At 41.2% G+C, this 18,274-nt stretch carries 13 protein-coding genes; 6 read left to right on the forward strand and 7 right to left on the reverse strand.

Features of this window, described 5'->3' with window-relative positions; all coding sequences use genetic code 11:
- The first annotated feature begins 86 nt into the window (after positions 1-86).
- Positions 87-380, forward strand: a complete 294-nt coding sequence (locus tag H6G92_RS23135) for an antibiotic biosynthesis monooxygenase family protein (RefSeq protein ID WP_190896155.1) — start codon at positions 87-89, stop codon at positions 378-380.
- Between the two features lie 163 nt (positions 381-543).
- Here H6G92_RS23135 and pcrA read toward each other — a convergent pair whose 3' ends face one another.
- A complete protein-coding gene (gene pcrA, locus H6G92_RS23140; protein WP_190896157.1) occupies positions 544-2,868 on the reverse strand; it encodes a DNA helicase PcrA in 2,325 nt (774 codons plus the stop codon).
- Between the two features lie 599 nt (positions 2,869-3,467).
- Here pcrA and H6G92_RS23145 point away from each other — a divergent pair.
- Genes H6G92_RS23145 through H6G92_RS23155 form a run of 3 tightly spaced genes read left to right on the forward strand, consistent with a single transcriptional unit; the run spans position 3,468 to position 5,482 of the window.
- A complete protein-coding gene (locus H6G92_RS23145; RefSeq protein ID WP_190896159.1) occupies positions 3,468-4,436 on the forward strand; it encodes a sodium-dependent bicarbonate transport family permease in 969 nt (322 codons plus the stop codon).
- 4 nt (positions 4,437-4,440) lie between these two features.
- Positions 4,441-4,752 (forward strand): P-II family nitrogen regulator, encoded by a 312-nt coding sequence (locus tag H6G92_RS23150; RefSeq protein WP_190896161.1) that lies wholly within the window; start codon positions 4,441-4,443, stop codon positions 4,750-4,752.
- A 28-nt stretch (positions 4,753-4,780) separates the two neighbouring features.
- Positions 4,781-5,482, forward strand: coding sequence for a carbonic anhydrase (locus H6G92_RS23155; protein ID WP_190896210.1), 702 nt, complete (start codon positions 4,781-4,783; stop codon positions 5,480-5,482).
- 83 nt (positions 5,483-5,565) lie between these two features.
- Here the strand turns inward: H6G92_RS23155 and H6G92_RS23160 are convergent, their stop codons facing one another.
- A complete protein-coding gene (locus tag H6G92_RS23160) occupies positions 5,566-7,239 on the reverse strand; it encodes a sensor histidine kinase (RefSeq protein ID WP_190896163.1) in 1,674 nt (557 codons plus the stop codon).
- Between the two features lie 1,068 nt (positions 7,240-8,307).
- Between H6G92_RS23160 and H6G92_RS23165 the strand changes: the two genes are divergently transcribed.
- Complete coding sequence (locus H6G92_RS23165; RefSeq protein ID WP_190896212.1) at positions 8,308-8,745, forward strand: CAAD domain-containing protein; 438 nt, start codon at positions 8,308-8,310, stop codon at positions 8,743-8,745.
- Between the two features lie 134 nt (positions 8,746-8,879).
- On the opposite strand, the gene H6G92_RS23170 is transcribed toward H6G92_RS23165, so the two are convergent.
- Positions 8,880-10,049: an S-layer homology domain-containing protein gene (locus H6G92_RS23170; protein WP_190896165.1), complete on the reverse strand. Its 1,170-nt coding sequence runs from the start codon at positions 10,047-10,049 to the stop codon at positions 8,880-8,882.
- A gap of 299 nt (positions 10,050-10,348) precedes the next feature.
- Here H6G92_RS23170 and H6G92_RS23175 point away from each other — a divergent pair, with 299 nt between their 5' ends.
- Positions 10,349-11,707 (forward strand): sensor histidine kinase, encoded by a 1,359-nt coding sequence (locus H6G92_RS23175; protein WP_190896167.1) that lies wholly within the window; start codon positions 10,349-10,351, stop codon positions 11,705-11,707.
- 291 nt (positions 11,708-11,998) lie between these two features.
- Here H6G92_RS23175 and H6G92_RS23180 read toward each other — a convergent pair whose 3' ends face one another.
- The 4 genes from H6G92_RS23180 to H6G92_RS40900 form a co-directional block, all read right to left on the reverse strand.
- Positions 11,999-13,498, reverse strand: coding sequence for a glycosyl hydrolase family 57 (locus H6G92_RS23180; RefSeq protein WP_190896169.1), 1,500 nt, complete (start codon positions 13,496-13,498; stop codon positions 11,999-12,001).
- A gap of 477 nt (positions 13,499-13,975) precedes the next feature.
- Positions 13,976-14,848 carry an SDR family NAD(P)-dependent oxidoreductase gene (locus H6G92_RS23185; RefSeq protein WP_190896171.1) on the reverse strand — a complete coding sequence of 291 codons (873 nt, stop codon included), beginning with the start codon at positions 14,846-14,848 and terminating at the stop codon, positions 13,976-13,978.
- Between the two features lie 1,284 nt (positions 14,849-16,132).
- A complete protein-coding gene (locus H6G92_RS23190; RefSeq protein ID WP_190896172.1) occupies positions 16,133-17,839 on the reverse strand; it encodes an alpha/beta hydrolase in 1,707 nt (568 codons plus the stop codon).
- A 159-nt stretch (positions 17,840-17,998) separates the two neighbouring features.
- The gene (locus tag H6G92_RS40900) at positions 17,999-18,238 is read right to left on the reverse strand and encodes a hypothetical protein (protein ID WP_190896174.1); all 240 of its coding nucleotides are present in this window, start codon (positions 18,236-18,238) and stop codon (positions 17,999-18,001) included.
- Between the last annotated feature and the right edge of the window lie 36 nt (positions 18,239-18,274).

An 18,274-nucleotide genomic window follows, 5' to 3' on the forward strand; every position in this document is an offset into this window, starting at 1 on the left:
AAAGATGAATTATCTGTAGCTATTAGTAAACTTACGGATGCGTATCAATTGCGTTAAAATTAGCCGAATTCTCACCACAAAACTTTATGATTCTTGAGGCAGTTATTCTTAATGTCAAATCTGGTCTAGAATTTGATTTTGAAGCTACTTTCAAAAAAGCTTCTAAAATTATTTCCTCAATGGACGGATATTTATCCCATGAATTGCATAAATGTATAGAAGTCCAAGGTAAATACTTATTACTTGTCAGATGGGAAACTTTAGAATCTCATACTGTAGGATTTAGAAATTCTGCTGAGTATCAAGAGTGGAAAAAACTTCTGCATCATTTTTATGAGCCATTTCCTACTGTTGAACACTTTGAAGAAATGAAAATATGAAAAACAAGATCCCCGACTTCTTTGAAAAATCGGGGATTTGTGGCTATATGATAATACGGTTCAGTTAAGGGTTATTGGTGTAGCTAATTGGTATTTTAAGACGCGATAAATCGCGTCTCTACATGAGGGTTTTGTTGCTCATTTTGAACTGTATTGGGCTATATCACTCTACTCGTTGCAACTGCGCTACTCTTGGGTCAACAATTTTTTGTCCCAAGCTGGAAAATTTAATTGCCACAGACATCTTATTACCTGTTCCGAAGACATGAGTAATTTCACCAAGTCCGAAGGTTTTATGTAGTACTCTATCGCCTACTTGCCAATTCTGGGTTGCGTCTTGTTTACTACTAGAAGTAGAGGCACTTTTGGTATAACTTTGACGACTCGCGCGTTTAGTAGATAATAATTCTTCTGGCAACTCATCGAGAAATTGCGATCGCATCGCAGGTTCACGAGAACCATATAAACGGCGTTCCCGCGCATGTGATAAATACAACCTTTCTTGGGCGCGAGTAATCCCCACATAACACAGGCGGCGTTCTTCTTCCAAAGATGCGGGATCACCCAGCGAACGGTAGCCGGGAAATAGCCCTTGTTCTAATCCGACCAAAAATACTACGGGAAATTCTAAACCTTTGGAAGCGTGCAAAGTCATCAAAGAAACGGCTGTTTGCCCTTCTTTTAAGTTATCCAAATCGGAACTAAGGGCGGCGCTACTCAAAAAGTCTCGCAGGGAAACCTCTTCGTTTTCTTCTTGAAATTGCAGTGCGGCGTTGTAAAGTTCCTGGACGTTTTGTACCCGATCTGTGGCTTCATCTGTGCCTTGACTCATCAAGTCTTGAACGTAACCAGAATCTTCTAGTATTCCTTGCAAAACCTCAGTTACAGGAAGCGTACCAATTTGTGCTTGCCAACGGCTGATCATTGCGGCAAAGTTATTTACAGCTTTTGTCGCTCGTCCGGCTAATGTATTAACTGATGTTTCATCGCTGAGTATTTCCCATAGGGTTGTCCCCAATTGTTGGGAGGCGTTCATCAAAGCATCAATGGTGGTTTTGCCAACTCCCCGCCGGGGAGTATTGATAACTCTTAATAAACTAACTGTATCAGATGGGTTAGCGATCGCTCTTAAATATGCGATGACATCTTTAATTTCTTTGCGATCGTAAAATCTCATTCCCCCCACAACTGTGTAAGGAATTTGATATTTTACCAACAATTCTTCAAATGGCCGAGATTGAGCATTTGTCCGATAAAGTATGGCAAAACTGCCCCAGTCTAACTCTGGATTTTGGTTTTCTAAAGTACTAATTTGATTAATTACAAATGCTGCTTCTGCAAGTTCTTCATCGGCTTTGTGACAAGTAATCTGCTCACCTGGCCCCCGCGTTGGTTTGAGGATTTTATCAATCCGTTGGGTGTTATTTTCAATTAATTCATTAGCCGCTTGCAGAATGTTTTCACAAGAACGATAGTTTTCTTCCAGCTTAACCATCGTCCGAGTGTCATCATCTACCAAACCATCACCAAAGTCTTCCTGAAATCCCAGCAAGATGGTGAAATCTGCCATCCGAAAGCTGTAAATTGATTGATCTGCATCGCCGACAACGAAAACTGAGCGATTTTCCCATTCCCATTCGCTCTTTCTAGTTTCGGCATTAGTAACTAATAAATTAATAAGTTGATACTGAGTGCGGTTAGTATCCTGATATTCATCTACGAGAATATGGCGAAACTTGCGATGCCAATAACCCAAAACTTGCTCGTTTTGCTGAAATAATCTAGTCGGTACCAGAATTAGATCGTCAAAGTCTAGAGCGTTGTTTTCTGCTAACTTATCTTGATATAAATTGTAGACTTGGGCAATTACCCGTCCGCGATAATTGGGTTGATCTTGCTCAAATTCTTGGGGCGATAAGCCTTGATTTTTAGCGTTACTAATAGCGTAGCGGACAGAGCGAGCGTCAAACTTTTTATCGTCTAAATTTAACTGTTTATTGACAATTTCTTTGATCAGAGTCATCACATCTGATTCGTCAAAGATAGAGAAATTGCGATTCCAACGCCGTCCTTTTTCGTCTACGTATTTTTCAATATCAAAACGGAGAATGCGAGAAAATAGACTGTGGAAAGTGCCACACCATAAGTCTTTGATCGTGTTTTTGTAAACTTGCGATCGCAATTGCGTTTGTTGATATTCAGTTAACAAATCCAATCGCTGGCCGTGTTGTTTCATTGCTAATTGTTCAGCAAACAGCCGTTGAATCCGTTCTTTCATCTCCCGCGCGGCTTTGTTGGTAAAAGTAACCGCCAGAATATTCTCTGGATCAACGCGGTGTTTCAGAATCAGATTCGCAATGCGATAAGTCAGCGCTCGTGTTTTGCCGGAACCTGCGCCAGCAACAACTAGCAACGGACCGCAGTAATGTTCGACGGCTTGACGTTGGCTAGGGTTAAGGTGACTGAGAAAGTCGATGGTTGTTGTCATGGATGTGAAAAAGCGATGTCTCCGACGGGCTAGGCCTACGCCTGGCGTCACATCAATAGAGAGTTGCTATTGCCCAGGTTACAATATCTTAACGAAACTTGGTCAACAAAGATTGCCTAACGCAGTACTTTGATCGTCTCTCTTCATCAGATATTCTCCCTATTCCCTATTCTCTTTCGCCCACAAGGTTGTACAGGTTTACCGTCACTTTTCGCTATTACGTTAACTTTTCCATGTAGATAAGTTAGCCACCAGTTATTACTGCGCGTTCTGTCGTAAAATCAGCGACGGGGAATCAAAAATTATAAAAATACTGGTCAATTTCTAACTTGTTCTGTTGTCAACAGTAGGGGCAATTCATGAATTGCCCCTACAGATTTTCGTAGGGACACCGCAATGTTCCCTAGCCCGTGGTTTATTTACTTGAAAAACGCTGTAATACCTAACCAAGAGTATTGTCACCAATAAGACTATTCACTCCTTGAGTACCCAATTGACATAGGGTAACAATACACAGTACATCATGATTCAACCGTTAAATTTTTAAAGATGAAAAATTTCTTTAATTTCAGGTTTAACCAATACAAGGAGGGGTGGATATGGATCTTAGCTTAATTGTATCCAACATTTTGAATCCGCCAATCCTGTTTTTCTTTTTAGGCATGATTGCTGTTTTTGTCAAGTCCGATCTCGAAATTCCTGCACCAATCCCCAAACTATTTTCGTTGTATCTGCTATTTGCTATTGGTTTTAAAGGAGGCGTAGAACTAATCAAAAGCGGTGTCACTCAGGAAGTGATTCTAACACTGGCGGCAGCAATGATGATGGCTTGTGTTGTTCCAATTTACACCTTTTTTATCCTGAAGTTGAAATTGGATACTTACGATGCTGCTGCGATCGCAGCAACCTACGGTTCCATTAGTGCCGTTACCTTCATCACAGCTAGCGCTTTTTTAACTGAGCTTGGCATTACTTTTGATGGTTACATGGTGGCAGCCCTTGCCCTGATGGAATCCCCAGCGATTATAGTTGGTCTAATTTTGGTGAATATATTCACCGAAGATGGAAAGCGAGAGCTTTCGTGGCCGGAAGTCTTGCAAGAAGCATTTCTTAATAGTTCAGTTTTTCTATTAGTAGGTAGTCTATTAATAGGTGTGTTGACAGGAGAACACGGTTGGAAAGTATTAGAACCCTTTACTCAAGGGTTATTTTATGGTGTTCTCACCTTCTTTTTACTTGACATGGGATTAGTCGCTGCGAGAAGAATTAAAGACTTGCAAAAAACCGGAGTTTTCCTGATTTTATTTGCCATACTAATTCCTATACTCAATGCAGGCATTGGGTTAGCGATCGCCAAATTGATCGGTATGCCTCGCGGAGATTCACTGTTGTTCGCTGTATTGTGTGCCAGTGCTTCTTACATTGCTGTCCCAGCGGCTATGCGGATGACTGTTCCAGAAGCAAATCCTAGCCTGTATGTTTCTACTGCTCTAGCGGTGACTTTTCCATTCAATATTATTGTGGGAATTCCGTTATATCTCTACGGAATTAACCTATTTTGGAGGTAATAATATGCACGTAGTTAAAAAGATAGAAATTATTGCTAATTCCTTTGAACTTGCCAAAATTTTAGATAATTTAGACAAGTCGGGTGTACATAACCATGCCGTAATCCGCAATGTTGCTGGCAAAGGATTACGAGGAACGACAGAAGATTTAGACATGACCATGCTTGATAATGTTTACATCCTCGCGTTTTGTATGCCAGAACAACTCAAACCTGTTGTCGAAAATATCAAACCACTGCTCAACAAATTCGGAGGTACTTGCTACGTTTCCGATGTAATGGAGATTCGCTCTGTTAGATGTGTAGCGTCGATGTAAGAGAGTTATAAATTTAATGAAGCATTTCATGGAACGTCGTGACTTTTTAAAGTTAGGAATGACCGGGGCGTTTGGGATGATGCTATCTGCCAGCGATTTACTCTGGCGGGTAGAACAGGCTAAAGCTGACGAAAAGCACCCAGCCCCCACTCAATCCCTCAGCCCCGATGCCGCATTGCAAAAGCTGATGGAGGGGAATCAGCGATTTGTTCAGCATCAACCCCAATACCCCGATCAATCTGCACTGCGGTTGCAAGAAGTTGCTCAAGCTCAACATCCATTTGCAACTATTCTGAGTTGTGCGGATTCACGAGTCCCCGCAGAAATTGTTTTTGATCAGGGCATCGGAGATATCTTTGATATTCGGATTGCCGGAAATATTGCCACACATGAAGCGATCGGCAGTATTGAATATGCGGTTGTCTTGTTAGGTAGTCCGCTATTGATGGTGATGGGTCATGAGCGTTGTGGGGCTGTAACCGCAGCTGTACAAAACGAATCGTTACCTGGTGATATCAGTACTTTTGTTCAGGCAATTAAGCCAGCACTGAAAAAGGTTAAGAATAAGCCGGGTGATGCGGTTGAGAATGCTGTGGCGGCAAATGTGCAATATCAAATTGAACGGTTGAAGCACTCAAAGCTTTTAAATGAGCAGGTGCAATCTGGCAAATTGAAAATTGTAGGGGGTCGTTACGATTTGGATACAGGCAAGGTAATAATTATTACTTAGTTTGGCAAAGCTTAAATTTCAGACAGTAGCGATCGCTTTTAGTTTTCCTATCAAAGATAATGGCGATCGCATTTCCACTCAGTTTATTCCTGCACAGTCATTGGCAGACGAATGGTGAAAGTAGAGCCTATTCCCGGATGACTTTTGACAATAATTTCACCACCCATCATCTGGCAAAAGTGGCGGCTAATTGCTAAACCCAGTCCCGTACCTCCATACTTTTTCGTTGTCGAGGTATCTCCTTGCGTAAAAGGTTGAAATAACTGCTGTTGTTGACGTTGAGACATACCTATGCCTGTGTCAGTAACAGTGAAAGTAATCATACCCAAGGGAGCCTCCGGTCGGAATTCATTCTTTTCTCTATTAACAGTCAGCGTCACCTTGCCGTTTGTAGTGAACTTACCTGCGTTGCTTAGTAAGTTTAATAACACCTGCCGCATCCTAGTTTGATCGGCGTACATGATGCCAAGTTGATCATCAAAATGCACTTCTAAAACATTGGCATTTTTTTCTATAGCTGGTTTGACTGTGAGGACAACATTATGAATCAGCGTCGCAATCTCGAATGTCTCTGGATAGAGAGTCATTTTCCCCGCTTCAATTTTTGACAAGTCGAGGATTTCGTTGATCAAGTGCAGTAGATGTTTACCAGCAGCATTAATTGTTTCTAAGTCTGTGATAAAATCTCCCGATAAGCCGAGATCGGTAGCGTCGTCTTCTAGAAGTTGGCTCAAGCCAATCACAGCATTTAATGGTGTGCGTAATTCGTGGCTGACATTGGCCAGAAATACGCTTTTTGCCTTGCTAGCAGCTTCGGCTAATTCTTTAGCTTGTTGTAGTTCTTTTGTTCGCTGAGATACTCGCTCAATCAGACGATTTAGAGATTTGGCAAGTAGCCCAATTTCATCTTCAGTGGTGACGGGCGCTCGTAAATCGAAATTAGATTTCCTTGCAACTTGCTCTGCTACTTGGGTGACAGTGATAACTGGTTCAGCGATCGCTCGACTGGTACGCCATGCGACAATGGCTGCGATCGCTACCGAAACCAGCATACTCATAATTACAATGAATCGCTCAACTACTTTTGCCTGCTCAACGGCTTTTTGCCTTTCTTGCTCTTGATCTTCAGCAGTTTGCAGGATGTTAGTCAAGCTTTGAGAAAGCTGGTCTAGCCGGATGGCTGTTTCACCACGCATAATTGTCAATAACTGCGATCGGGCAGAGGAAATCTGCTGAGGCTGCACTTTTTGGGAGTCAACTTCCTTTAAGACGACCTCGATTTGGTCAACGTAAGCTTTTAAATTATTTTTGTAATCCAGCAATAAAGTCTGTAAAGTCGAACTTGTTGCTGCTAGTCTTTTAGGCTTACTCTCGATAAATCCGGCAATTTTTGACTCTAGTTGCTTGGCTTTTTCAACATTATTCAGAAAATCGGCTTTTTTGTTTTGTAGCTGTTGTGAATTTTCCAATACAGCAACTAGGTTAGAGCTATGCAATTGTGCCCCTACTACTGCATCTTTATAATTGCTCAGTAGTTGTCCTTGTTCATAGGCTTGATTGAATTGCCTGACTTCCCTTCCTCGGTAGTAATTGGCAATCACTAACCCAGTCAGTGAGCCAAAAAATCCAATTCCAATAGCTACAAAGTACCCATAGCCAATTTTTTGATGGATGCGCCAAGAACTGGCTTTGAGTTTCCCTCGTGAGGGAAATTCTATAGTAGGGAGTTCGTCTGTCGATGGCTCTTCGGCTGACACTTTTTTGCTTTCTGAACTGCTGTCGCGAGGGGTTGGCTTTTGAGAAAGGTATTTCTCAAACCTTCTGGCCTTCCCACAAAAATCACCAAGTCAGTCTAGCTTATGCAAACACTTTAATTGGTGATTAACATCTACATTATCTTCTTTTATAGCAATAGAAAATCATTGCTTACTAGATAATTAGCATAACCTTATAGAGTATAAGTAGTTTTGATAGCAATTTTGCTAAGTACACTTACTGATAGCGAGTAGAATTCACATTTTTTAGCAACACCGAATTAGTTTACTGCACTAAAGACTTATCTGAGACCGTCTTCTCCTTACTACAACACTTTCCTCAATATTCGGTTGATAGCAATGAGTTGTTGCCATCAGGTACGCCACTACTCTAACTTACTGCTTCCTTATAAAATTATTACAATCAGGAAAAAAACAAAAGCTTTGATATTCGTTGGGCATTGGGAAGCCAGTGCGTTGGGCGGGCAATGTCCGACTTGTACTCCTATGGAGAAGCAAATGGCATCATGGGGCATTAGGTATTGGTTATTTCTCCCTCATCCCCAGGCGCGTATATCATAAAATAGTTATACCGTCTAGTCTATGTGAATACACAAAAACTTTTATTCCGTATTAATATCAATACGAATGCGTTAATTGACGAACGCGGCTTAAGATAGCTTTAATATCAGCTAAAATCGGCTTTTAGGCTTATATAAATGAGAGGTAGGCTGATTTTTGCCTGATTTGTACTTAGATTTAGTACGATTATGAGCAAATGACACAGAATGGGATAATCACAACCTGAGGATTCCAGTTGATTCAAAAAAGAACTCAGAAAGCTGATTATAATACATCCTGCTGCCTTCTAAGTTCTATCCTCCTACTGACTGTCTACCTTGTAGTTGATGCAGTAGATATTACGGGGCAATTATAGTTATAGGACACTAAAACCCTTTTGTGCCCTTTACTCAATTGTACTGATGCACTTGTGCATTACCTAATCAACAGCCTTTTGGTTGTAATTATCCAGATTAAAAAAACTCAACTGTCAAATTTATGGGAGTGAAAATGCCAGAACAAGAATTTACTGAAACCGCATCCAAAGAGACTACAGTGGCAGAAATCAACAGCCAAACGGGAACCATTACCAAACTCCAGCCTCCCGCCCAGTCTCAAGACGAATGGCTAAAATACGGGGAGCAAATTTCTAGCTTTTTAGCAACATTGCCAGAATATCTCGGAAGCTTCTTTAATCAATATAAGCAACCCCTGGTCACTGTTGGTTTAATTGTGGGATCAATTGTTGGGGTTAAAGTACTCTTGGCAATATTAGATGCTTTGAATGATATCCCCTTGGTAGCTCCTACTTTTGAGTTGATTGGTATTGGTTACTCTGCCTGGTTTGTTTACCGCTATTTACTCAAAGCCTCAACCAGGAAAGAGTTAACTAGTGAAATCACCACTCTTAAATCACAAGTGGTTGGTAAACAAATTCCAGAAGCTTAATATCTGACTATCGCTTCTCTACGAGACTCTAGACGTAGCTTGCTCGTGTGTAGGAGTACGCTCTAATTCCAAATCACCGAAGTCTGATCGCTGGAAGTCGGCGATCAGACTTCTCTCAAAATTCTCTACGAAGTTCATTGAGACGAACCACCAGCGGACAATTTACCCTTTAGGTTCGGTTTTACAGTCTGCGAAAGTTCTGGAGATACTTTGGGCAATGCCTGCGACGGGCTACGCCTACGCACAATGTTTTGAGATGAAATTCCCTCCAACTTGCCCCGTTTTACTAAAGCTTGATGAATCATCGCCGCCACTTCAGCCCGACTAGCTACTTTGTTGGGAGCAAGAATTTGGGGATTTGGATAGTTAACGACCAGACCATTGGCTGTAGCAGCAGCTATTTTGCTACTAGCATAGGTTGGAATATCTTTAGCATCTTTATAGACACTTAAAATCTGGTTTGGGGAAGTGGGTGCTTTCAAATTCAACCCACTAACAAGGGCAACTAAAACTTGCACTCGCGTAATATTTTGTTGTGGTTTGAAGGTTTTTTTCGGGTAGCCTTTGAGAAATCCGGCACTGATAGCTTGGTCAATTGCTGGAGTAGCCCAGAATTTTGCTGGTACATCTTGAAATGCGATCGCAGTCTTAGTCAGTTCTTGGTCAAAAGCTTTTTGCAGGATAGCAGCAAATTCAGCGCGGTTTACAGGCTGATTTGGTCTAAAAGAATAATCAGGAAACCCCTTGAGAATCCCACGGGAAGAAAGAACGTCTATAAAACGCCGACCCCAGAAGTTATTGGGCACATCGCTAAATGCTATTGGCGGCGGAATAATAGATTTTTGTTTTGCTGGAGTTACTAAAGGCAATGCTGATGATGTAATTGATGGCTCAAGCCCTGCTGAATAGGATACAGATGTCTGTGGTTGTGGGGATTGAGTTGGGATTACCTCAGCAGATGGTAAGACTGTGCGAGAAGAAGTTGCGTTGTTAGTTGACAATGCAGGTGTCTTGGGTTCCACAACAGCCTCAGGTGGAGATGACGGCAAAACGTTGTTGGGGACTGCATTTGGTTCTACCTTGGGAGTCGGGGAGGGCAATATTTGATTTGGCTGAACACTAGGAGACGGAGTAGAGGAAGGCGAAAGCAGCCCGTTTAAGTTCCAGCTAGAATCCCTGCGGGACAATGACCAAAAAAGAATCGCTCCGATAGTGGTGAAGGCAACCAGAATGGCTATAAATTCATCAAAGCCAAGGGCAGTTCTTTGGGATGACTCCGGTTCGGAAGGAGGTCTATTTGTCATCGTGATTACCCTAGTAGCAGTAAAATTTGTGTCTAAACAAATTAAGCCACAGATGACTCTTTTACACCACCCCTTTTTTAATTCGTAATTCGTAATACTCGCCTCTGACGAGAAGCAAGCTACGTAATTCGTAATTCATAGCAAAAGATTAAGCTTCTGGTTCACGCCTTAGAACGATTTTCACCCTGATACAACACTTATTTTACTAGATACCTAAACTGAAACCGCATATTACAGGGTGGCAGAATGTAAAATATTAACTTATTGTTTACCTGTCTTTGTAAAAATCAGGGTGTCTAGTGTCAGAAGAATTCAGTAGCCAAATCTTACCGCCATTTGTGTCTCTTGGTAGCGATCGCGATCTCGATTTAGATTCAACTCTCCAAGAACTACCAATGTACAACTTCCCAGTGGAAATCAATCACACTGGTATGGAAGTGGCTAGTTTTGTGGAAAAATACCCCCAGCTACCAGGAGTAATTTTGGTAGAACAGGGAAAGTTCTTTGGGATGATTTCGCGGCGGCGACTGCTGGAATTTTTGATTCGCCCCTATGGACAAGAGTTATTTGTTCAGCAACCATTAGCCGTTCTCTACAGCTATACGCGGATACCAATTTTGCTGCTTTCTGATACAACATCGATTTTAACTGCGATGCAACTTAGCTTAAAGCGATCGCCAGAATTTTTAGCAGAACCAATTGTAGTACAAACAGAATCTGGTGCTTATAGGTTGTTAGATGTCCAAGAATTGAATATTATTTCTTGGCAAATTCGAGGAATCGACAATCTGGTGCGGTATGAACGCAGCCAAGCCCAAATGATTCAAAATGATAAAATGGCAAATCTGGGACGTTTGGTAGATGGCGTAGCGCACGAAATTTTAGACCCAGTGGGTTTTATTTGGGGGAATATAACTTATGTTTCCAACTACAGCCAAGACTTACTCAAGCTGATAGCAGCTTACGATCAAGAGTTACCATCAGTTTCCCAGGCAATTAATCTTCTTAAAGAAGAGATTGAATTTGATTTTTTAGAACAAGATTTGTCGCGATCGCTTGCTAGTATCCGCACTGGAGCAGAAAGATTAAAAAAACTTGTCACCAGTTTACAAAACTTTTGTCATATCGATGAGCTTTATCCCAAACCAGTAGATTTACACGCTTGTATAGATAGTATTATTTTATTAATTAATAGCCGTCTACAAGGAGAAATTGAAATTGTCAAATACTACGGTCAATTACCTCCAGTCTATTGCTTTATGGGGCAAATAAACCAAGTTCTGATGAATATTTTCAGCGAAGTTGTAGATACTTTGCTCAATGAAGCAGTGCGACAGTCTTTACATCTAGAAGATACAAAGACTGTTCAAAAACCCCGGATTGAGATTACTACAGAAGTAATCTCACAGGAAGCAAGTAACCCAAATGCACCAGATTCTCGTTGGATATTAATTCGCATTGCTGACAATGGCCCTGGAATGTCTCAAGAATTGCAACAGCAAATTGTGGAGTCGTTTTCTCTAGAAACAAAGAATAGTAAAAATACTAGTTTAGCAGTAAGTTATCGGATTATTACCGTGAGACATGGCGGTAAATTAAATTTCCATTCCCAGATTGGTATAGGTACAAAATTTGAAATATTGTTACCTCTTGTGTAGCAATATGCTTTTAGAAAATTTTTACACATAAACGATTGCTCAAATACTGTTTTTTAAATCAGCACGAAATCGTGTTGGAATTATTCTTTTATAAGTTTAAGAGATAAAGTGATACCAAATCTATGTGAGCCTGCATAGATTAATGACCTTGTCTTGCATGAAGTTTCAAGTGTTTTATTCTGTGCATCTTCATAGAGAATTGGTATTAGTGATATTTTATCCTAGAATATACCCTCAGCCCCACCCTTAAAAAGTAGGGCTGCTTCATTATTTCACCTGAGTTATTTCTGATTAAAATATCGTTTTTAGCAGGCTTTCGCCACGTTTGTAAATCTCACGTGCGTAATCAGTCCAAGCGCCTTGTCCCCAATAACGAAAACAACTGGTTTGCAACAACAGATTATGTAAAAGAACGTTACGATAATCAGATTGTCTGGTTACAGGTTCTGCTGAGTTAACTTGCAGTAACGGATCAATCTTTTTATGAAATAAACTGCTTAATTGGTACATGGGAGACAACACATTTTCATATCCTTTTACCCAGCTAATATGATTTGTCCACGAAGCTCCATCCAGATGAAAATTAGAGTTTGTTCGCTTTAACTCTTGAATGGCATTCTCTACAGCTTGCGGTTGAATATTATCTGGTGAAACTCTCTCCCAAATCTGATGTTGTCCCACTGGCTGACAAGTTGGATAATCTTCAGGTTTGCAGCCCGCTGCTTCGATCGATTCCAAATATTCTGTACCACACATCCCAACTACACCTGACTTTCCTCCCCCATTATTTACCATATCCCACCAAGCTTGTTTAAACGCGCTAGGAAATTCATTCATCATCACGCCGCCATTTTCACCATCTCCAACTTGACTAACTATTGGTGGTACAAAAACACTACCGATTTGTTGTTTTGATAAGGTTTTGGCTTCATAATAAGGCTGCATTTGTGCGACTAATTTAGTATCTGAACCTTGGGTTTTAATTAAAGCTGTGATGCTAATTGTTTCGCCTTGAGAATTACGAGCAACTAAACGATGTGGTAAATGTTTGTGGGTAAGAGATTGACCGCTAATTGTTTCTACAGAATGTTCTTGAACAAGTAGCCAGCGATATCCACATTCTTTCAACGCTTTCACAAATTCAAAGAGAGCATCAGGGTGATTTGGTAGGTGCATTTCTGGAGGCGAAAATCCTTTGACTCGCGCTAATGCTTCCCAGCCAAAAATTGCCGCAAAATGATGTTGCCATGCAATGATATGCAATTTGATATCTGCTATGGGTGTTGAAGGAATAACTGCATGACCCCACATTGTACCCAGCCATTCTACATAAGGTTGATAGGTTGGGTCGCAAGTAATACGTTTGAGATTATCGAGAACATCACCGCGTCCCATTTGCCGCAGTCCCCACAGAAGATTACCTGAGTAATCCAACATCACACGGGGATTGCAACCTTGACTTACAAGTTCAGGGATGAAGTCTCCCATGCGGCTGTAACAATATGCAAAAGGATCTGCATTGTGGTTATCCCCTTCATGAGGATGTTCAAACATATATTGCAGATTGCTGATCAGTGAACCGCCATGTCCAGCGGGTATAGTTGGCTGGTGCATGTGTAAGGCGATCGCAAACACAGCCTTGATGTCTTCTAAGCGGATATTCGTTGTTGGTAAAAATACTGGTTGATCATGGTTAACTACAGAGAGAACCTCTGTTTCCCAACCAGAAATATTCGGCAAGCCATCAATGATTTCGGGCAAAGGAGTAAGCGTTGTGGGGAAGGAAAGCATTTCTGGTTGCTCCGAAATAAGTTATATCTATAAAATTTGCAAGAGTATCTAATAGCACCTGACTCAGTACAGATCCAATAAATACCCTGAGCCATAACATTTTTAATTTGGTGATTTTCAGTAACTGCGAACTCAGGCAAGTCTAGTAATCATCGGTGCAGTCTACCCAGATATTCGCATTTTTGTGTTCTATTTATTGATAAAGTTTGTTTACCATCTGCTAATACGCCAGATGTAGTCAGAATATGATCAGCAGGGATCAGCGCTTTTGGCAAAATATAGTTAGTCTATGCAGATTGCCGATGTCTGGAGTTAGAAGCTGATTGAGTTGGGTTGGGTAAGGATGGCTGATTGCGGTCAATCTAGTTGATTTGGTCGGGTACTCCCGTTTTTACCCTCAAGGTAAAGGCAATTGACCGCAGGAGAGGAGGCGATCGCCTCTAAAAATTTAAGACTTATGTGCAGACACGCAAAAAATCATGTTCTTGACAAGAACAAATCACCGAAACGATGGATTCTAGTCAAAAAATTCAGTTTCGGGATCAGCTTGTTCAGTTTTTGACTCGGCTGTTGTTTTCTTGGTGCTGGCGGAGTTGCTATTCGTAAAATTAGCTCTAGCAACCAAGGGGCAAGGCGTTGACACAATACAGCTAAATGACTTTGCCATCCAACTAGAATTTCTGGTGAATCATTTTGCATTCCGGTGACGAGTGCTTTAGCCACTTCCTGGGGAGTCATGGGGATCACCCAGCGAAATAATTTTAAGTCGCGCACCATGTCTGTGTCTGTGAGGGAAGGCAGTAATGCAATGACTCGGATATTGTAATCAGCTAGTTCGCGCCGTAAGGCTTGGGTAAATCCTAAGATGGCAAACTTGGTAGCTGAGTAAGTGGCCATCGTCGGTGCAGCCACCTTCCCCATCAGACTCGACACATTGACGATTGTGCCTTGCTTTTGGCTGGCCATGCGTCGAGCGATCAGACTAGTGAGGTTGTACATCCCTAATAAGTTCACAGAGAGTTCTTCTTGAACTTGGGGCAGTTTAGATTGCAAAAAGGAGGTTTGGTATGCGACTCCCGCACAATTAACCAGCAGGTGAATCTGTCCGTAATTTCGCCACAGTTGGGCAACAGCGATATTCACTTCAATTGTCTGGGTCAAATCTAAGGCCACGATCGCAGTTTCCGTGCCCATCGCCTCGATTTCGTTAGCTACCTCGACTAACTTTTGGCGATCGCGTGCTACCAATATCAGTCGCTTGATGCCTTGTTGCGCTAGTTCGAGGGCGATCGCTCGTCCAATCCCACGGGAAGCCCCTGTAATTAGGGCAACTTTACCTTGAATCTCCATTGGTTTTATCCTCCAAAATCTAAGTCTTACCAAACTCTTCGTTATTGCCGATATACACAATCAAGAGCTACTCGCTTGTCGGCACAAGGTAAGACAAATAAGCAATCGTAATTGAAATCAAACTGAAACTAAGCCTTTGGCAACGAGATATTTCTTGGTTAATCTGCAATCCCTCATAATTGTCTATACGAGGCAGAAATTTCTCGTTTTTAACCCGTCAAACCCGAACACACTTGGCTGAATGGGTATAGCTCATAGATTTTATTTCTCCTAGATCAGAGCGTTCATCAGCATCGTTGTCATACACACGTTAGCAATTAAATCAAGGTATTGCAATATTCTTTAATAAGTATTTCTTAATACTTCTTAACGACAAGCATATATATAGTAAATATTTTATTAAATAAGTTTTTATGAATACCTCAGTACAAATATCTCAATTCCCTGACAAATAGCTCCTGTTTTAGGAAATTGTCATATCTAATTCATAGCTTAGAAGCAAAAAAGACATATAGATTTTGGTTTATGGTTGCAAAGTTAGAGTTTCTGACTAACTTGGAAATTACTATCAGCATATTTACTGGTTTTTTGAAAAGGCAATATCCCGGTTTTGATTTTTTTAAAATAATAGAATAGGGCTAGTTCATTGCCTTTAATGCAAATTACAACGACATATTTATCTGTCAAAATTTTAGTGTAAATACTAATTTATTTGGGTTTAACTTTGAGTTCATCAAAGGAATGCTTGAGACTTGTACCTTCCATAGCAAACTTAAATCATTCATGAACAACAAGATCCCCGACCTTTCTAATAAGTTGGGGATCTGAGATGTAAGTCAAGATAATTTCTAATTTTCTGCCTTCTATTGCACACCGTGTATTTACGTAAGGTTTAATTCATCTCAAGACTGTAAATAATGAGCAAAGCAAAGTTTTTGCAGCCGGGTGGAAATCAAAGCCATTATTCCATGAGTTTTAGTCATTAGTGGTTTTTCATGATTTTTCGTGGCTTTTTCATACTAATGGTCAAGATGGTGAGCGACAATTCATTCCATTCTCGTCGTCTTTCTATAAAATTTCTAAGAAAATGTTTGAAAAGTCCTATTCTAGGTATCAAAAGTTTTAGATCCTCCTAAATCCCCCTTTTTAAGGGGGACTTTGATTCCGTTTCCCCCTTTTTGAAGGGGGGATCAATAAGTACCTAAAATCACAGCTAAATACTTTTCAAACAACTTCTAATAGATCTTTTTATTCAGATCGTTTTAGATGTTTTTCAGCTTATAACTAACGGGGGGTAGGGGTAGGTTGAGGATTTGATGGTTTGCTTGATTGGGTAGTTGACCCATTCCAAATTTGAGTGAATTGATCTACCGACAACGACTGTAAAAGACTGAGATTCAGAGGCTCTTTACTAATAAATGTGGCGTAGGATGGCTGCAAATAGGAACGGTATTCAGGATGGTTGAGAAGATGGGTTTCCAAAAAAGCTACGCTGAGGGCGTTGAGATAGGAATAAACAGGAGCACGATCAGGGCCCAGCAAGGCAGGTGGCACAGGTAAGACATCATTTTCAGAAGTAGGTTCTGCGATCGCTGAAAAGTGGGTAGCATTTTCGATTAAGGCTAGATACTTATTATTGGAGTCAGAAAGCCAGGTAAAGGGGCGAATTTGCTCAAATACGGGTGGGGCGAAAATATCTTGACTACCTGCTACCAGCATTACAGGTATTTTAATTTGACTTACTCCGCCCTCACCCAAAATTGAGCTGTCAATCGGATTAATCGCCATGATCACCTTGATGCGATCGTCTTTGAGTTCGTAATTTGTCGGGGGTAACTCAATTGCTTGACACTGCAAAAAGAGCGACAAATTAAAGGATGAATTATTGGGATTACAATCTTGCCTCAGTTGCTCAAAGTTAATCTTTGCTCCTGCTAGAGCCAAAACAGTATAACCGCCAAAGGAATGACCAATCGCCCCAATTTGCTGAAAATTGAGTTTTCCCAAGAGGGCGGGATCAGATTTATCTAGACGCTGGAGTTCATTGAGGAGATACTTAATATCCAAAGGTCGGTTGATAAATTCTTCTGCATCTGGCGGCCCAGCCAAACCCGCGAAATATTGTTGAATGCGTTCGGCATTACTACCAGGATGTTCCAGTATAGCAACAGCAAAACCGTAGGATGCTAGATGTTCAGCCAGGTAGACAAAGGTAAAGCGGTCTGAGGCGAGACCATGAGAAATGACGATGAGGGGAAAGGGAGGCGACAGGGAATTCTGAGTTGGGAGTTGTGAGTTTTGAGTTGCAGGTAAATAAATATCCACCGGTAGACGGCGATTACGAGAAAAGTCATTTAGCTCCAGGCTTTTTTTCTGCCAACGGAATTTTCCTGGCGATCGCAAATCTAGCTGTTGTGAGAAGTCAATTGTTGAATTGGCTGCTTGAGCGATCGCTTCTTTTTGAAGAGAGGCAACAACTTCATCCCTTTTTTTGAGCAATTGTGACAAGTCATCAACTATCCTTAACCCTTCTGTGAAATTCACCCGCACAGTATTGCTAGGAAATTTCCGCAGCAAATTCACAACCGTTAAACCTTCTTGATCAACAGCAGCCAAAATCAAAGAGGCACGTATGGCATAGAAGCCATTCTGTCGAGACTCAGTGAGGAGTAATTCTCCTAGTTGTTGCATCACTTGTTCGCCTATAGGCGAGTAGGTAACCTGAGATACTAATGTAGGAGTGACATTGAACTTTTGCTGGAGCAGATCCCGCAATTGAGCGAGTTGTTGGGGGGTAGCACGGCTAGCATAAAATGAAAAATCTTGATCGATTTTGCCAACTTTCGCAAAAGTTTCCAGCGAGTCCACAGACAAGGAGAATTCGCCAAAGGGAGGGTAATAAAAGCTAATGCGTTCAGCTCCCAATCCGGGAGTCGCAGTCAAAAAGGTAGATAGGAAACCTAAACCCAGGTATCTCAAAAAATTTTTCATTAGAAAAACCCACTGTCTAACCCTGCTAAACAAGTTTGAGCAGGGAGGAAAGCGGGGCGGGATCTATAACCGCTTTCCTGTTTACTCGGTTTAGATATATCAAACAGGTTACAAGCACAAGGAAGCAAGTACTTACAGTCATAGTTTCGCATATACGCTTTAAACCAGCACTGAATTATCAAAACACATGGGTAGCAAATTTTTCAGCCAAACAGCATCAGTAGCGCGATAATAAATATAGAGATCAAAATATTTTATATGTCCTTTGCCTCCTGCGCCTGTTGTGTTGTCGTCCTCAATCAGCAACAGGAGCAAAATATCTCCCACCAAAATCAGTGCCAGGATGTGCCAGTTAACCCCAGCAAGAGCATGGTTAAAAGTTGCACTGTAGTTGAACATGGTCGGGTTGTTGTTAAATCTTTAGAACCACCACTC

This window comes from Nostoc foliaceum FACHB-393 (assembly GCF_014698505.1).
Lineage (GTDB): Bacteria > Cyanobacteriota > Cyanobacteriia > Cyanobacteriales > Nostocaceae > Nostoc > Nostoc foliaceum_A.